The sequence below is a fragment of the Cardinium endosymbiont of Sogatella furcifera genome (assembly GCF_003351905.1).
Taxonomy (GTDB): Bacteria; Bacteroidota; Bacteroidia; order Cytophagales; family Amoebophilaceae; genus Cardinium.
The window spans coordinates 838,985-854,030 of sequence record NZ_CP022339.1 but is presented as its reverse complement, the minus strand read 5'-3'; the positions used below and the strand labels follow the sequence as shown (position 1 = coordinate 854,030).

15 protein-coding genes and 3 tRNA genes are annotated in these 15,046 nt (G+C 38.7%); 13 read left to right on the top strand and 5 right to left on the bottom strand.

Annotated features, from left to right (window positions below; translation table 11 throughout):
* The first annotated feature begins 108 nt into the window (after window positions 1-108).
* The 4 genes from CE557_RS03740 to CE557_RS03730 all read left to right on the top strand — a co-directional run bounded on the left by CE557_RS03740 (window position 109) and on the right by CE557_RS03730 (window position 1,942).
* The gene (locus CE557_RS03740) at window positions 109-438 is read left to right on the top strand and encodes a hypothetical protein (RefSeq protein ID WP_114910255.1); all 330 of its coding nucleotides are present in this window, start codon (window positions 109-111) and stop codon (window positions 436-438) included.
* 5 nt (window positions 439-443) lie between these two features.
* Window positions 444-1,298 (top strand): hypothetical protein, encoded by an 855-nt coding sequence (locus CE557_RS03735; protein WP_114910254.1) that lies wholly within the window; start codon window positions 444-446, stop codon window positions 1,296-1,298.
* A 54-nt stretch (window positions 1,299-1,352) separates the two neighbouring features.
* Entirely contained in the window at window positions 1,353-1,520 is a 168-nt protein-coding gene (locus CE557_RS05055) for a hypothetical protein (protein WP_162789997.1), read from the top strand.
* Window positions 1,521-1,585: 65 nt separating this feature from the next.
* Window positions 1,586-1,942: a hypothetical protein gene (locus CE557_RS03730; protein ID WP_114910253.1), complete on the top strand. Its 357-nt coding sequence runs from the start codon at window positions 1,586-1,588 to the stop codon at window positions 1,940-1,942.
* 53 nt (window positions 1,943-1,995) lie between these two features.
* Here CE557_RS03730 and CE557_RS03725 read toward each other — a convergent pair whose 3' ends face one another.
* From CE557_RS03725 to CE557_RS03715, 3 genes are all read right to left on the bottom strand, one after another.
* Window positions 1,996-2,331 carry a hypothetical protein gene (locus CE557_RS03725; RefSeq protein ID WP_114910252.1) on the bottom strand — a complete coding sequence of 112 codons (336 nt, stop codon included), beginning with the start codon at window positions 2,329-2,331 and terminating at the stop codon, window positions 1,996-1,998.
* 257 nt (window positions 2,332-2,588) lie between these two features.
* Window positions 2,589-3,614 carry a hypothetical protein gene (locus CE557_RS03720; RefSeq protein WP_114910251.1) on the bottom strand — a complete coding sequence of 342 codons (1,026 nt, stop codon included), beginning with the start codon at window positions 3,612-3,614 and terminating at the stop codon, window positions 2,589-2,591.
* Window positions 3,615-3,623: 9 nt separating this feature from the next.
* Window positions 3,624-4,850 (bottom strand): ABC transporter permease, encoded by a 1,227-nt coding sequence (locus CE557_RS03715; RefSeq protein ID WP_114910250.1) that lies wholly within the window; start codon window positions 4,848-4,850, stop codon window positions 3,624-3,626.
* 194 nt (window positions 4,851-5,044) lie between these two features.
* On the opposite strand from CE557_RS03715, the gene CE557_RS03710 reads away from it, so the two are divergent.
* The 7 genes from CE557_RS03710 to CE557_RS03680 all read left to right on the top strand — a co-directional run bounded on the left by CE557_RS03710 (window position 5,045) and on the right by CE557_RS03680 (window position 11,179).
* The gene (locus CE557_RS03710; protein WP_034576849.1) at window positions 5,045-5,266 is read left to right on the top strand and encodes a DUF2795 domain-containing protein; all 222 of its coding nucleotides are present in this window, start codon (window positions 5,045-5,047) and stop codon (window positions 5,264-5,266) included.
* A 220-nt stretch (window positions 5,267-5,486) separates the two neighbouring features.
* A complete protein-coding gene (locus tag CE557_RS03705) occupies window positions 5,487-7,010 on the top strand; it encodes a BamA/TamA family outer membrane protein (protein WP_114910249.1) in 1,524 nt (507 codons plus the stop codon).
* A gap of 68 nt (window positions 7,011-7,078) precedes the next feature.
* Entirely contained in the window at window positions 7,079-8,317 is a 1,239-nt protein-coding gene (locus tag CE557_RS03700; RefSeq protein WP_162789996.1) for a UDP-N-acetylmuramoyl-tripeptide--D-alanyl-D-alanine ligase, read from the top strand.
* A 102-nt stretch (window positions 8,318-8,419) separates the two neighbouring features.
* A tRNA-Ser gene (locus tag CE557_RS03695) sits at window positions 8,420-8,508 on the top strand.
* A 17-nt stretch (window positions 8,509-8,525) separates the two neighbouring features.
* Window positions 8,526-8,600: transfer RNA gene (locus CE557_RS03690), tRNA-Pro, on the top strand.
* A gap of 176 nt (window positions 8,601-8,776) precedes the next feature.
* Window positions 8,777-8,849: transfer RNA gene (locus tag CE557_RS03685), tRNA-Arg, on the top strand.
* A gap of 251 nt (window positions 8,850-9,100) precedes the next feature.
* The gene (locus CE557_RS03680; protein ID WP_114910247.1) at window positions 9,101-11,179 is read left to right on the top strand and encodes a hypothetical protein; all 2,079 of its coding nucleotides are present in this window, start codon (window positions 9,101-9,103) and stop codon (window positions 11,177-11,179) included.
* 308 nt (window positions 11,180-11,487) lie between these two features.
* Here the strand turns inward: CE557_RS03680 and CE557_RS03675 are convergent, their stop codons facing one another.
* Together CE557_RS03675 and CE557_RS03670 are read right to left on the bottom strand one after the other, a co-directional pair.
* Entirely contained in the window at window positions 11,488-12,693 is a 1,206-nt protein-coding gene (locus CE557_RS03675) for an MFS transporter (protein ID WP_114910246.1), read from the bottom strand.
* 517 nt (window positions 12,694-13,210) lie between these two features.
* Window positions 13,211-13,474: a hypothetical protein gene (locus CE557_RS03670; protein WP_114910245.1), complete on the bottom strand. Its 264-nt coding sequence runs from the start codon at window positions 13,472-13,474 to the stop codon at window positions 13,211-13,213.
* A 385-nt stretch (window positions 13,475-13,859) separates the two neighbouring features.
* On the opposite strand from CE557_RS03670, the gene CE557_RS03665 reads away from it, so the two are divergent.
* On the top strand, window positions 13,860-14,324 hold the full coding sequence (locus CE557_RS03665) for a nucleoside deaminase (protein WP_114910244.1): 465 nt from the start codon (window positions 13,860-13,862) through the stop codon (window positions 14,322-14,324).
* A 42-nt stretch (window positions 14,325-14,366) separates the two neighbouring features.
* Complete coding sequence (locus CE557_RS03660; RefSeq protein WP_114910476.1) at window positions 14,367-15,005, top strand: superoxide dismutase; 639 nt, start codon at window positions 14,367-14,369, stop codon at window positions 15,003-15,005.
* Window positions 15,006-15,046: the final 41 nt, after the last annotated feature.

Genomic DNA, 15,046 nt, shown 5'->3' with positions numbered 1-15,046 from the left:
ACTTTTTCAAAGTTATCCACAAGCTCCACATCTTAACTAGCATATGTATCTCAGGAATAACCAAATATTAAACGCTTTCATCAGACTAAACAAAAAGTAAGTTGTTTTTTGAGCAACGCGGTTAGCACAGGAGAAGCGACTGTTTTAAAATTTATATTGAAAAACAACTCTCCTTATAACTACAAAGTAGGGAACATTTACTTTGTAGGTAACAACAAAGACAAAACCACTATTCCTACTACACTCAAGCCTAAGCGTATGGTAGTAGCCCCTGGAGAGATCATTCCTATGGTTTTTGTGATTAAACATAAGGTAGAAAAATCAGGTATCATTGTCTGTTTTGAAGAGAAAAAAGGACGTAGGGATTTAAGCTTGAATCTACCTAATAGATTGTTGCTAAGTATACCCTGTCTGATGCCAGACCCTAAAGAAGTTTAGTTCCTATGAACAAAAAGCAATTAAGTTTTGGATTGGCTGGCTTGTTGGTTTTTGCTTGGGTAGTGCTCAGGGATGTGAGCAAAACAAAAAGTTGGCATGATTTTTTTGTAGCGCCTCCTCCTAAACCTTGTAAGCTATTGGAAAAAGCAGAACCCTTATCGATTACTAAAGAAACCAATCAAAGAATGAAAGGATTCGGTCAATCTAAATCAGAAAAAGTACGTTTTTCTTTATTTGAAGATATGCTAAACAATGTCAAGAAAGCGGACCAAGAAGCAGTATCAAACGTTAAATCAGAGTCTCCTCTACCAGAACCTGTTAAAGCAACTAAAAAAATTATCGTTAAGCCTGAAAGGGTAGTTCAAAAAGTTAACAAGATAGTTCCTTCTCCTAAACAGGAAAAAAACTACTTTCCAGTATCCTTTGAAAGAAAAGGCAGAAAAAAGGCTTTAAAAGTAAAAAATAGTTTTATTTCAGGCCATGTCTATGGCACTCAGGAACTCAAACATGGGAGAAGTATTAAAGGTATTAGTTTAAACCCAAGTGATTATATTCCTAGTTTAGATTGTACTAGAGCGCTTAAGAGAGATTGTTCTTTTTCGTACTTCAGAGAAAAGTCTCTCTTAGGTAGGATAGATGCTTTTACTGGTAGAAGTAGTAATTTCCTAAATGTAAAGCGTTCAAAAAATTTAAATGGACTTTGCTCTGATATACAAAGAGAATTGCGCCGCTCAGATCAAATTAAAATAGCGGCTAAAGAATGCAATAATAAGCTAATACCTATCTATAAAGAACAAATCAAAAATCTAGAGGCGCAAAATAGACAGATAGATAAAACACTAGTTGATCCAAGATTTTAAAAAGATGACCCGGTCAAATATTTTCAACTAAAAAGCCTCAAAAATAACAATATAATGGCAATGGGAGAACTGGTAGAAAGAATCAATAAGCTACAATTTCAATCAGAATCGGTTGCTAAAGAAGATAAAGAAGCTATTGCAGATCTATATAGTGAGAAGCTAAGACAGGATTTAATACAGCATATCCTGAAAAGTAAAATACACAGAAATGGTAAATTCTGAATAGGAGTGGCCAGGCATTGAGTAGGTAGGAGGGAAAGCAGAACTACTATAAAACTTCACTTATTGTGCATAAAAAAGTTAAAAAACATATAACACAGGCTTTATTTTCCCAATTAACAACCGGATTAATTTTGGGATCATCTTTAGTATTTACTACTGGTTGTGGTAAGTTTTCGGGTGGATATGCCGTGTCAGATCAAAAAAAGTCTATAAACCCAAAAAGTCTAGGTTATTTTTCTTCTTTATCTATTCTAGGTTGTATAAACTTTATCAAGCCACTTGAGGGTCGCCTAGGTTTACATGAGTTTTTCAGAAATATAAACCCTTATAAAGAAAGGTTGAGAGCCTTATATGATTTAGTGCCCTTATATATAACAGAAAATTCGTATATTGCATTCCTTGATCACTTATGGATCAGCTAGCGATCCCATATATGCGAGTATATTCTTATTTAGAGCGAATACGACTAAACGATTTACTTGTTTTCTATATTCTTTATTGATAATATTCGCAACACAGTTCCAAATTCCTTGGTGTTTATCTTGATTTTTTTTTCTATTTCCCATTGATGCTTATCAAGTCCACAGTCCTGTTTATATTTGCATGTATGTTCACGTTTAAGCTGATCGCCGACAATTTTATATTCTACAATTATAGGGTAACTAACACCTATGCGATGCAGGATGTCCTTAATCCACTTGCAACATTTTTCGTAATTAGATTGCTTTTTTATAGACCCAACTGATCCCATCATACTAGCTCCAGATTGGCTACATCCAGCCAACATTAGACTATATAATAAGCCCAACATATCAGCAACAACTATTTTTTTTATCTGGTTTTTAATAATTATTTAGATTAGTTTTAATTAAATTTTTGGCACCTCCTTGAGCGAGAAGCGCTTTACATTGACGTAATGGAAGGCAAGGGCAATAAAATGAATGCATATATAAATGCTTATATACTCCATGCAATTAGTATATTACTGGCATGGTAGCTGCCTATAAAGGAATTGGGCACACAGTAAAAATAATAAAATATCTCCCTTAAATTGACACCATTGACCCCTCACATTGCTCTTCCTATTAGTTTTTTGAGTTTTTCTTTTGCCTTCGTTAGGAGTTTTGAACAGTGGATCAATATATTTGATACTCTAGGAGCGATGCCTAGTTTTTTGAGATTTTCCCGAATATCCTCTCGGATGTTGACCATTTGTTCATTTTCATAAAATAACAGAATCTTATCTTTTGCGCCACTAACGCCTGGTTGTGGGCGTTCGTCCGTGAGCACAAAATAGGCAAAAGTTTCAGCAGCGTCTTCTAAACAAGAATTGGCCGCATATTCTGTAATGAACTCTCCTTGTTTGAAGAGTTCTTCTTTGCATCGAGCCAATGCTACCTCGTTACTACAAGTTGCCAGCTTTTTATAAGCAGGTCTAAACCAAATTTGTTCACAAATTGAATTTTTTTTGGGAACAAAAGCGCCTTCTATAAGCGCTTGTTGTGCTTCATTCATAGTCAAATAGTGACCAAATTCATGGAGCAATATATACACCAACCAGTTACAGCTTAGGCTATTATCGCTTAATAAGTAAGGAAGATCCCTATAACCTTCTAGATCAAATGCCATATATAGACAGAAAGGCTCTATAGATGCTTGGCTTTGCGGACCTATAGCGGCACATACAACTTCTTCTGCATTGCTTTGTCGTGGATCAATTATGGCAAAATACTTGATCCCTTCCCTGTATTGCTGAGGGATAATTTTTGCAAACCAATTGAAAAGTTTTTGATGGCTAGCCTTATTGTGATTCTCTTCTTCCCATAACGCATGGTCCAATCCAGAGGCTGGTGTAGGTTTAAATAAATAATACCTGCTTAATTGATCATTTTTAACATCGTAACTTACAATTGGATGCACTATAGCGTCATCTCCAGTAAGATGGTTGTGCGCACTAGGCTTGGTGCGATTCGATGTGAGGGAAATTTTAGAAGCAGTTTGCTCCACGACAGGAATAGTAGCATCAACATGCTTGCATTTAAACCCCATCAAGCCACATAAACTTATTAAATTAATAATAATTATTTTTTTCATCTCTTTCGCTTATCTCTCGATGAGACTGGTACCACGCAATGACTTTCTGGCTAATTGCATAGCGCATTTCACGGGCCAAAGGGTAGCCAACATACTAAATACAGTGGTTATCATAGCTGTATATAGGCAATCCACTCCATGCATTTCTATCGGATACGGGATCCTACTACGCACCCTAGTAAGGGTAATGATGCCAAACTTTTGCTGCAAAAAGCCTAAACCCCACCCTATAATCAGTCCATATAGCATACCTTCTAAAGATACCAAGAGGCCATTATAGCATATAAGCTTACCTATTTGACCTGGCGTCGCACCAAGTGCAGCAAGCATCGCTATATCTTTTTGCTTATGCACAATCAACATACATAACATAAAGAAAATATGCAGTGCAGCCAAAAGCAATACCAAAGCAAAAATAAAACAGACAGAAAGGCGTTCTATGAAGATAGCCCTACGACGTGGTACATTTTGTTCATCTCGATGGGTCACGCTATAGCCATCTGGCAATACTTGCTGTATGCGGGCTTGTATGGTTGCCAGGTCCGCGGTCTCTTCGAGGACCACTTCCCAATGGGTACGTTGATGACGGCCACCTGTCAACGCCTCGACAAAATCCATAGGAGCAATGATATATTGGCCATCAATTTTCCGCGCTATAGAGAAGAGGCCATGCACCGCCAAAGTCATGCGCTTGTAGGGCTTACAAAGCAGGTAACCACCCTGTTTTGGATAAAAAACCTCTACCCGATTGCTATGAGGCGTCCATTGTAAAAATTGGCCAATCAAGATGCCTGCAATAGCTTGTGGGCTACCATCCCGCAAAAAAGTAACCCCATCCATCCAGGTAGCGTTTCTATAAAAATCACTTGCTGTAAAGTTGTTAGAAACACCTTTAAACGTCACAATGGCTTGCTGACGATGCAACCGTACCAGTGCAGTGGCCTCTAATACTTCTACAATATCTGCTACACCAGAAAGATTTATGATATGACCTTTTAATTCGGCATCGCAGATAAATGTTTGACCGATCTTGGGTTCTATTTTTAAGGCAGGTGTATAGGTATCAAACAAATTGGACAGTACCTTTTCCATTCCATTCATGGTAGACAAGATAAGTACTAAAATAGCGCTACCCAATGCCATACTGTAGCAAGAAAGTCTAGATAACCTATAGATTAATGTAGTGTGGCCATGCTTTTTAACGTAACGCCTGGCAAGAAAAAAAGAAATTTGCATAAATTATACTATCTGTAGCGTAGCCATACACCTTAACGTTAAGGTGCGCTTCAAACAATTGCCTAGTCATCACAAGCAATAGAGTGGTAATTGCTTGTATGAATTTGAAAATTGCGCTATTTTTGCCTGCTAAAAGATAGGCCTAAAGCCTATCCGACGCAGTTTAAATTTAATTTATTTTTCGCTTTTACATTATGTATTGGACACTTGAATTAGTATCGCATTTAGAAGATGCCCCTTGGCCAGCTACTAAGGATGAATTGATAGACTATGCCAAACGATCAGGCGCCCCTTTTGAGGTGATTAGAAATCTAGAGGAATTGGATGATGATGATTATCCATATACCTCGATTGAAGAAATATGGCCTGACTACCCAACAGGGGATGATTTTATCTTTAATGAAGATGAATATTAAGGCTTGGAGCAAGTCAAGCAACCTATAACGCGCTATCTGTAGTAGATGCAGTTCATGTAGGCCTTGATTTGTAAGCTGATCGCAGCATCCTACATCTTTTTATATGGTTTTGGGAATCACTTCTAGGTAATAAGGTGTTATTGGTTCAACATAACTCCTTATCCTAGATTGCAGCCCGAACCACTTATATAGCATTATAACGTTTCAAATGGTTACATCCATGCGCAAAAAAGCTAAGGGTATCGCACAGTTTATAGGCTTAACAGCTGGATGGATGTTTTCCTTTTGTATGCCATCTAAGGCAGACGCCTCTGCTGTTTATACACTTAGAACGATAACCATAACATCTACAGGCGCTATAGCGCCAACGCCATCATACCCTTACTTACGTTTGTTGCGATGGCTGACCCCTACTACACATGCTTCGCTCATACGTAGCTATATTTCCTTGGCACCTGGTGTAACTTTTGATGCGCAAACACGCTTGGCTATTAAGCAACGCTTAATGGCACTACCCTACTTTTCAACTGTTTCTGTTACTTGTAAACAGGTAAAAAGAAATAGTGCAACGATGCTATCGGACCTGATCATAGAGACCAAGGATCAATTTCCTATAACGGTCGATGTAAGTCTAGATGAGGGACCATTGTGTACCCTAACGCATCACAATGTAGGAGGCTATGGCCACCGCTTCAGCAACCAACTTTTCCTAAAGAAAAGATGGGGCTATGGTTTTATATATGAACTGCCTCATCGGCATGGGAACTATTTCCTTGGCGGACAATGTTACAATCAAACAGGTATTGCCTACAGTTACAACTATAAATTTAATTACAAGAATTTATGGGTAGGCAAGTTATTCGCTATACAAACAAAGGAACCCTACACGCCCTATTCCTGGATCATTGGGTTAAGCAGTGGTAAGCAAACCTTCACCGCACGCCCACCTGATACAGCGATGAGCAATACAACGTACCAAAATAATAGTTTTCTTTTGGGTAAGGTAGGCTGGGTAGCTGCTGATTACACAACCACAAGGGGGGTATACCGACTGCATGCTTTGGAAACTTTACCCAAGGGTGGATCGATAGAAATACTATATGGTTACCAAAAGGGCAAATTTAACAATAGACAATATATAGGCATCCATTGTATTAAAAACATCGCAGACCCTAGGCTTAGATATCTACATTTAAGTTGTTCGTCAGGAACTTTTATAAATAAAAAAAGATGCGAAGAAGCGATATTAAAACTGGCGTTGGCCTATGCTGGTCCACCTATACAAACGTGCAAAGGCGCACGTCAGTTTATTACCATAGATTATATAGCGGGTTACCGCATGCCCAAGGAACGTCAGTTAGGCATTAGGCGCCGTGATCCCGAATCCTTAGCATTACCTGACGAAGACAATAGCATGCAAGCGCCTATCCATGCGCGGCTTACTATCCATTTAGACAGCACTTTACATATCCCCATTATGATCCCTCCCATTCGATTTGCTTGTCTTGGGTTTGTCCATTTTATAGCCCTGTATAATCAGAATCAAGCATTATTGAACCAGACATGGGTAGATAGTTATGGCATAGGCTTACAAGTAGAACATGTCACCATGTCGTGGTTGGCCGCGACGTTAAGAATAGGCTATAGCCCTTTCTTAGGGAAAGTAGTACCCTCTGTTCAGCTGTCCATGGGCCACTTTAAGCATACAACAGACCCTAAGCCTAGCGTTGTTGCCTACAGCTAACCGTCTGGGTCTATCTTTAGACATTTATGGTAGCCACACTTTATCAGAAATATTTAATGACACAGTCTGTGGCCACAGATACACGCCATTTGACTCCAGGTTCCCTTTTTTTTGCCATTCGGGGCCCTAACTTTAATGGCAATGCTTTTGCCGCAGAAGCCCTAGCCAAGGGTGCCCGTTATGTAGTCATAGATGACCCTACTTATGCCAGAACCTCATCTAACTATATCCTAGTAGAGGATAGCCTGGCTACACTCCTACAACTAGCTAGTTACCATCGGTCGCAATATGGACTTCCAGTTATAGCTATAACTGGGTCTTATGGTAAAACCACTACCAAAGAGTTGATATACACGACTCTGCGGACCACTTATAGAACCGTAGCCACCAAAGGCAACTTAAACACACCCATTGGGGTTGCTTTAACCCTTTTATCCATACAACAGGATACACAACTAGCCGTTATAGAAATGGGTGCTACCCAATTAGGTGATATTGCTTTTTGTTGCCAAATAGCCCGACCGACGCATGGTTTAATTACTGCTATTGGTGCGGCACACCTGGAAGGATTTGGGAATATAGCAGGAGTGATACAGGGTAAAAGTGAGTTATATGATTACCTCTATGCGACTGGTGGTACTATTTTCTTAAACCACTTAACTTCCTTATCAGCTATCATAAAAACACGATTGAAACACGCTATTACCTACAACTGCACACCCATTGAATTGGTGTGTGAAACGCCCTATATACGTTATAAATCAGAGCAAGAAGTTACCACTCACTTGTTAGGGAAACCCCATATACACAACATCGCAGCAGCACTTGGTGTCGCCCAATACTTTAAGGTACCGCCTCCAGTAGCCCACCAAGCCATTCAAGATTATATCCCCACCAACCAACGGATGCAATTAGTGGTCCAAGACAGCAATCAACTGATTATAGATAGCTATAATGCCAGTCCTGCTTCCATGCAAGCTGCACTGGACGCGTTGCTGCAATTAAAGGTACGCTACCGTGTGGTTATCCTAGGTGATATGGCTGAGTTAGGTAGCCACGCTACAGCTTGGCACGATACAATTGTTAAACAACTTGGGCAACCTGATTATAATCAGGTACTACTATGCGGTCCTTTGTTTACCCTTTCTGCCTGCAAACAACCATACCCAACCATCCATTGCTTTCCAAACAAAACAGCATTGGCTGATTATCTCAGCAGACACGCCTTCCAAGAAAGTGGTATTTTATTAAAAGCAGCCCATAGCCTAGCCATACACACACTAGTAGAATTGTTGAAAGCGCCATAGGCTATGATTTTATAGGATACAAATAGTAATTTTTGAAAATTATATGCACTTATTTATTATAATTTCAGTAAATTTACATACCTTATATTGATAAGGCTATAGGGATAGGTGGGTGAGTGGCTTAAACCAGCAGTTTGCTAAACTGCGGTATGGATTGTTCTGTACCGGGGGTTCGAATCCCCCCCTATCCGCTCATTAGCTTAACATTCGGGGCGTAGCGTAGCTCGGTTATCGCGTCTGCTTTGGGAGCAGAAGGTCGCAGGTTCGAATCCTGCCGCCCCGACAAAGCATTTATATGATGCTTTTTGCTTAAAAAAGTAATTTTTATCTTAAGCATTGCACCTCAAAAACTGCTCCTTGGAAAAAGTTTCGGTCAGAAAATATAGCTTGCAGCAAGTTTTTGCACAGGGATTGATTTTTTGCTTACTTACTTATTTATCAATAACCAAATTTCTTTTAGGTTCCGTAGCTCAATGGATAGAGCAACTGCCTTCTAAGCAGTAGGTTGAAGGTTCGAGTCCTTCCGGGACCACACACGCTATAGCTTGTATTGATCAATCCAAAAAGGTAAGTGCAACCCCTGGTTACTTTTTCTGTGATACTTCAATAGAAATGAGACATTGTCATTTCTATCTATTCAAGCCACTGATTTTTTGCGTTAAAAGAAAAACGCCCCTGAACGCTTTACAGTTGTATCGTATTGCATAAATTAAAATTTTTGTATATAATGCTATCTTTTTTAAGAAAGACAATACGTATAACACACCTAATAATTTTAATTAAATGATCACACTATTAGCCACCCTATTGGGGGTGTGGTATAGATTTATTTTGATATGTATATATGCCTGTAATCACACTCATCTGAAAATACAGCCACGCATAAAATGTGAAGCCCTCCTATCCAAGGAACAAATAATCCATAAAGAAACATTTAATAAGCATGCGCAATCGCTCAAGAGACCTAAGATAAAGCCACTCACTGCTGTTCCAGATTCGGGTGAATCTTCCCAAGATAAAAGATGTAAAGTATCTAGCAGTTCATGGCTACCTGGTGCTGCGCCAAATAAAGAGCAACAAAATGAACAGCAATCATCAGATATACTCAGCAAGCACAAAAAAATGGGTAATCAGTTACAAAAACGGTTATATTTGCCTAAAAATTCAAGTGGATCTACCCAAAATAGTAAAATAAAAAAGAAACAAAAGCGTGAAGTAAACAATAATATTAGGTTATATAATCCACAAAGCAGCCTAGACGTATTGGAACGTTTACCCAATACAATTTATTTTAAGTCATTAAAAATTAAAATAAATCATGATCCAAATAGCCTATTAGCGGAAAGCATAATAGAAAAACTTGATGCTTACGATAAACTAAAGCTGCCCTATACTTTTTTGAGTAGTGTCTTAAAAAAATGTACCGATCTATATGTGCTCGACACTTTGCTCAATAAAACTTTAATAAAGTGCGCTAGCGGGGGATATGCCATAGAAAGTAAATTACAACACATACTTAATAATAATATTAGGTTTAATAATCTCTCCAGCATGGCAAATGGAGCTGGAAAGGAAGCAGCGCAAACATTGGAAACACTAATCAATAAGCTAACAGAACAGGAAACCCTGAAAAAACTCCAAATCTTGAAAAAACAAGGGATCACAATTAGAAGTCTCTCCAGCATGGTAATTGGAACTGGAAAAGCAGCAACTCAAACATTGGAAACACTAATCAATAAACTAACAGAACAGGAAACCCTGAAAAAACTCCAAATCTTGAAAAAACAAGGGATCACAATTAGAAGTCTCTCCAGCATGGTAATTGGAACTGGAAAAGCAGCAACTCAAACATTGGAAACACTAATCAATAAACTAACAGAACAGGAAACCCTGAAAAAACTCCAAATCTTGAAAAAACAAGGGATCACAATTAGAAGTCTCTCCAGCATGGTAATTGGAACTGGAAAAGCAGCAACTCAAACATTGGAAACACTAATCAATAAACTAACAGAACAGGAAACCCTGAAAAAACTCCAAATCTTGAAAAAACAAGGGATCACAATTAGAAGTCTCTCCAGCATGGTAATTGGAACTGGAAAAGCAGCAACTCAAACATTGGAAACACTAATCAATAAACTAACAGAACAGGAAACCCTGAAAAAACTCCAAATCTTGAAAAAACAAGGGATCACAATTAGAAGTCTCTCCAGCATGGTAATTGGAACTGGAAAAGCAGCAACTCAAACATTGGAAACACTAATCAATAAACTAACAGAACAGGAAACCCTGAAAAAACTGCAAATCTTGAAAAATTTAGAAATCACAATTAACAATATCTCCAGCATGGTAAGTGGAGCTGGAAAGAAAGCAACGCAAACATTGGAAACACTAATCAATAAGCTAACAGAACAGGAAACCCTGAAAAAACTCCAAATCTTGAAAAATTTAGAAATCACAATTAACAATATCTCCAGCATGGTAAGTGGAGCTGGAAAGAAAGCAACGCAAACATTGGAAACACTAATCAATAAGCTAACAGAACAGGAAACCCTGAAAAAACTCCAAATCTTGAAAAATTTAGAAATCACAATTAGAAATCTCTCCAATATGGTACATGGAGCTGGAAAGGAAGCAGCGCAAACATTGGAAACACTAATCAATAAGCTAACAGAACAGGAAACCCTGAAAAAACTCCAAATCTTGAAAAAACAAGGGATCACAATTAGAAGTCTCTCCAGCATGGTAATTGGAACTGGAAAAGCAGCAACTCAAACATTGGAAACACTAATCAATAAGCTAACGGAACAGGAAACCCTGAAAAAATTGCAAATCTTGAAAAAACAAAACAAGGGATTTAGTTAAATCATTTATCCGCTATGATTCAAAAGATTTTTAACAGACTGTTATAACAACAATAAATATATAGGTGATAGCCTGATGGAAACTAAAAAGTTGCCAATGATGGCCCGATGCCAAAATCTATAGAGATTTGTTAACCACAAAAAAATATTTAGATCAAGCTGAAAGCATCAGGTTTTTAAGATTGATTCAAGCACATGATCATGACTTTTTGCTCAAGGCTTGATTTTTTGCTTACTTTTTTATCAAGAAAAAAGTAAATAAAATGGCCTTACTAACCCATGTCGGGAACAGACACGTATATAAAGACCTTATTTTGATGCAGAGTTCATCATAATAAGTGTAGCTGCAAAAGCCAAAAGCGCTATATAACAAGCAGGGGCTATAGGGCTATTGTACCTATGAAAAAGATAGAAACAAATAGTCGTAGCAGATTTTCCAAACAAACTACTACCCAATACGGTAGCAAACCCTATGGTCACATAGGATGTGACTGTCACAACTTGTTCTTTAGCCCAAATGGTTAAAAAACAGCTAAAGACCACACCTAAAAAAATCAGCCAACAACGTACCGCAGTTACATAAAAGATAGAAGCAGCTGGTAAGCCTGCAAAAAGAGGAATAATAGATAAAGCAACCAGCCCACTGGCTACGGCCATAAGGTTATTGTGGTCATATTTATGCCCCACTTTAGCGACCCAACCAATGAGTATGATATCCAATACCATAAAGATTGGTAGGTATTGCATCATAGCGGCATAGGTAAACGTGGTCACCATGGGTACAAAACTATTCATAAAAAGGAAAGGAGTGGTATAGGTTACATAACCAAATCCAGCCACTATAGCGATGCGTATAATGGGTCGGTAGGCTGGTTGTAGCACTGTTTTGTAAGGGTGGCCATCTACTTCCTCTTCTGTCGCCTTGAACCTAAAAAGCACCACATTTAATAGCGTAGATAACGCTGCAATTAAAAAAGGTAATCGCCAGTATAGCAGGGGATTTGTGATCCATACGAAGCAGGTCCCCACCGCTCCAGCAGATAAAATACCCACCATAGTAGAAATTTCATAGAATGAGGCAAGCTTTTTAGCCTGTTGCATAGCCAGCCCTTTCAGTAGATAGATCTTGGCAATATGATGTTCTCCAGCTGCACATGATTCTAAGCAAGTTCGGGCCGCTAGCAACCCAATCATGCTCCACAGCGCTCCATGAATAGGCAAGCAAGCCATAGCTACTAAACTAACACCTACACCCAAAAGCGTATAGCGCAAGGCAATCATTTCTTTTCTATCTTGTGCCATTTTGCTAAAAAAAAACAGGCCCAATGGTTTGGCTACAAAGGAAATCATCAATGGGCTATAGCCCCCTATCAACTGAACCACTAACCCTTTTTTTGGGAAAAAAAGAGGGGCGATAATAGGCACCAAATAGCCATATAAAGCGGTATCAAAATGGATCAGGGCATTGGCCAATAATATCGATAATTGGGACTTGGTTACCAGTTTTGCTTTCATCTATATCGCATTATGCTTTCTTTTTACCAGATAAAAATAGTAAATCTTTCCGAAGAGATAAATTTAGATTGGGTATTGCTATCTTAGAGATGATCATAAAATCAATCTTTAATCAAACAAAAATTAAAATATATCATATGGATAATCAAATAAAATAATATAAATTATTTGGATTCATGCCATAGCTTGTACGAATCATGGCGTGCAAAGAAGCGGTTGCTATAGCAACCGCTTCTACAAGCATAGAATGGCGTTGCTATAGTACATTGCGTACTACAATCATTCTGCTTATCTAATGGCTACTTCTTATTAGCGGACTTGAAGCAATTGAATAAGGTACGCCACCTCTACTTCCAACTAGGTTGCGTCGAATTGTTTGACGTGAACGTGAAACAGACTACATTCTTGGCCACGTTCACAGACGGACTCGTAATTTTTTACAAGGCGTACTTTTTATAGTGATGCCAAATATATAGATCTACTATACTAGCGCCTAACTAGATTGTGTCAAAAATTATTATTTACAATCGATCAGTGCATAGAATTCTTCTATACCCTCAGAGGTGAAAGTTTCCATATCATCTGGATTAACTTGGTTAAGTATTTGAGGGTTGCCTGGTGTTTGAGGGACGCCTAAGTTTTCTTTCTTAAGTTTTTTTTTCTTAGGGTTTTTAAAAAAAGACGTAAATTTTAGGGGCTTCTTCTTCTTTTTCTTCTGCTGCTGCTTAGTCTTAATCAGAGGGATTATTTCCAAACTGCCTAGATGCGTAACTGCATCCACTTTGCATAATTAATAAAATGCCCCCCACTGCTGGAATGATTATTTTTAAAAAGCTAAAACGCTTGCGTATTAATTTATTTTTGTATATATTCATTATTGTAATTGATTTTCAATTATAGTTTAGTTTAGTGTGGGGCCCATGCATTAAGAGACGATACCAATGGACGTAGGATGTACGGATGGTAAATAGATCACTTGGTGTATGGGTTTTCCAGGGCTATATAGCTGCTATTCTGGTAATTATACAGCATACTTCCAAGAAGCTGATGTGCAAAGTTACTAAAATAGATTACCCATTCCAATAGGTTTTGTCTGGCTATTGCTTCTATTGTATTGACAACGATTACAAGATCTTATCTGCTATTGCATAAGCTTACTGCATTCCATGAGCCCTATACAACCTATTGATGATGATATTTTCTTTATGGAAGCAGCTCTTAAAGAGGCAGCGCACGCAGCTGAAGCTGGAGAAGTCCCTATTGGCGCCATAGTTGTAGCAGATCGTAAGATTATTGCACGGGGCCATAACCAAGTAGAGCGACTCAAAGACCCAACCGCTCATGCAGAACTCTTGGCCATAACCGCTGCCGCTGATTATTTCAACAGCAAATACCTCCCAAACTGCACCCTATATGTTACCCTAGAGCCCTGTATCATGTGTAGCGGCGCACTCTATTGGTCTCAAATCAAACGACTGGTTTTCGGTGCTAGTGACCCCAAAAGAGGTTACCAAGCCCTAGCTAAAGCTGCCCTGCACCCACGAACAGCTGTCCAAGCAGCTATTTTAGCAAAAGAAAGCAATCAATTACTGATTTGTTTTTTTAAAAAGTTAAGAAACGCTATATTGTAGCGCAACAAGCTTATTGTATGTTTATTGAAAACTTAGATGGTTATGATTTTTACACTTCCCGCTTTGCCTTATGCTTATAGCGCACTCACACCCCACATAGATGCCCAAACTATGGAGATCCACCATACCAAACACCATCAAACCTATGTGGATAAACTGAATCAGGCTATAGCGGGTACCGCAATAGCTACGGCAGAAGGCACTGAGATATCGGTGTTAACCCACCTGCTCAAGGATATAAGTGCCTACCACACTGCTGTGCGCAACCATGCGGGTGGCCACTTTAATCATCTATTTTTCTGGAAAAACCTTACACCTAATGGCGCGCAATTACCTGAAGCAAACCTATTGCGTGCATTAGAAAAATCATTTAGAAGCTTTGAAAGCTTTAAAGAGCTGTTTACTGCAGCTGCTGCTGCACACTTTGGTGCGGGATGGGCTTGGTTATCTGTAGCCAAGAAAGATGGTAGTTTGTTTATCTCTACAACGAATAATCAAGACAATCCCCTTATGAACACCACGCCCATTCAAGAGCAAGGCGTGCCTATCTTAGGATTAGATCTATGGGAACATGCCTATTACCTTTTGTACCAAAATAGGCGTGTAGCCTATATAGAGGCTTTTTGGAACATCATTCACTGGAAAGGAGTAGAAAATAGATACATGGAAGTAGTACAATAACAAGCCAAATCACACTCAAAGGTATAGGCACAAATTTGCGC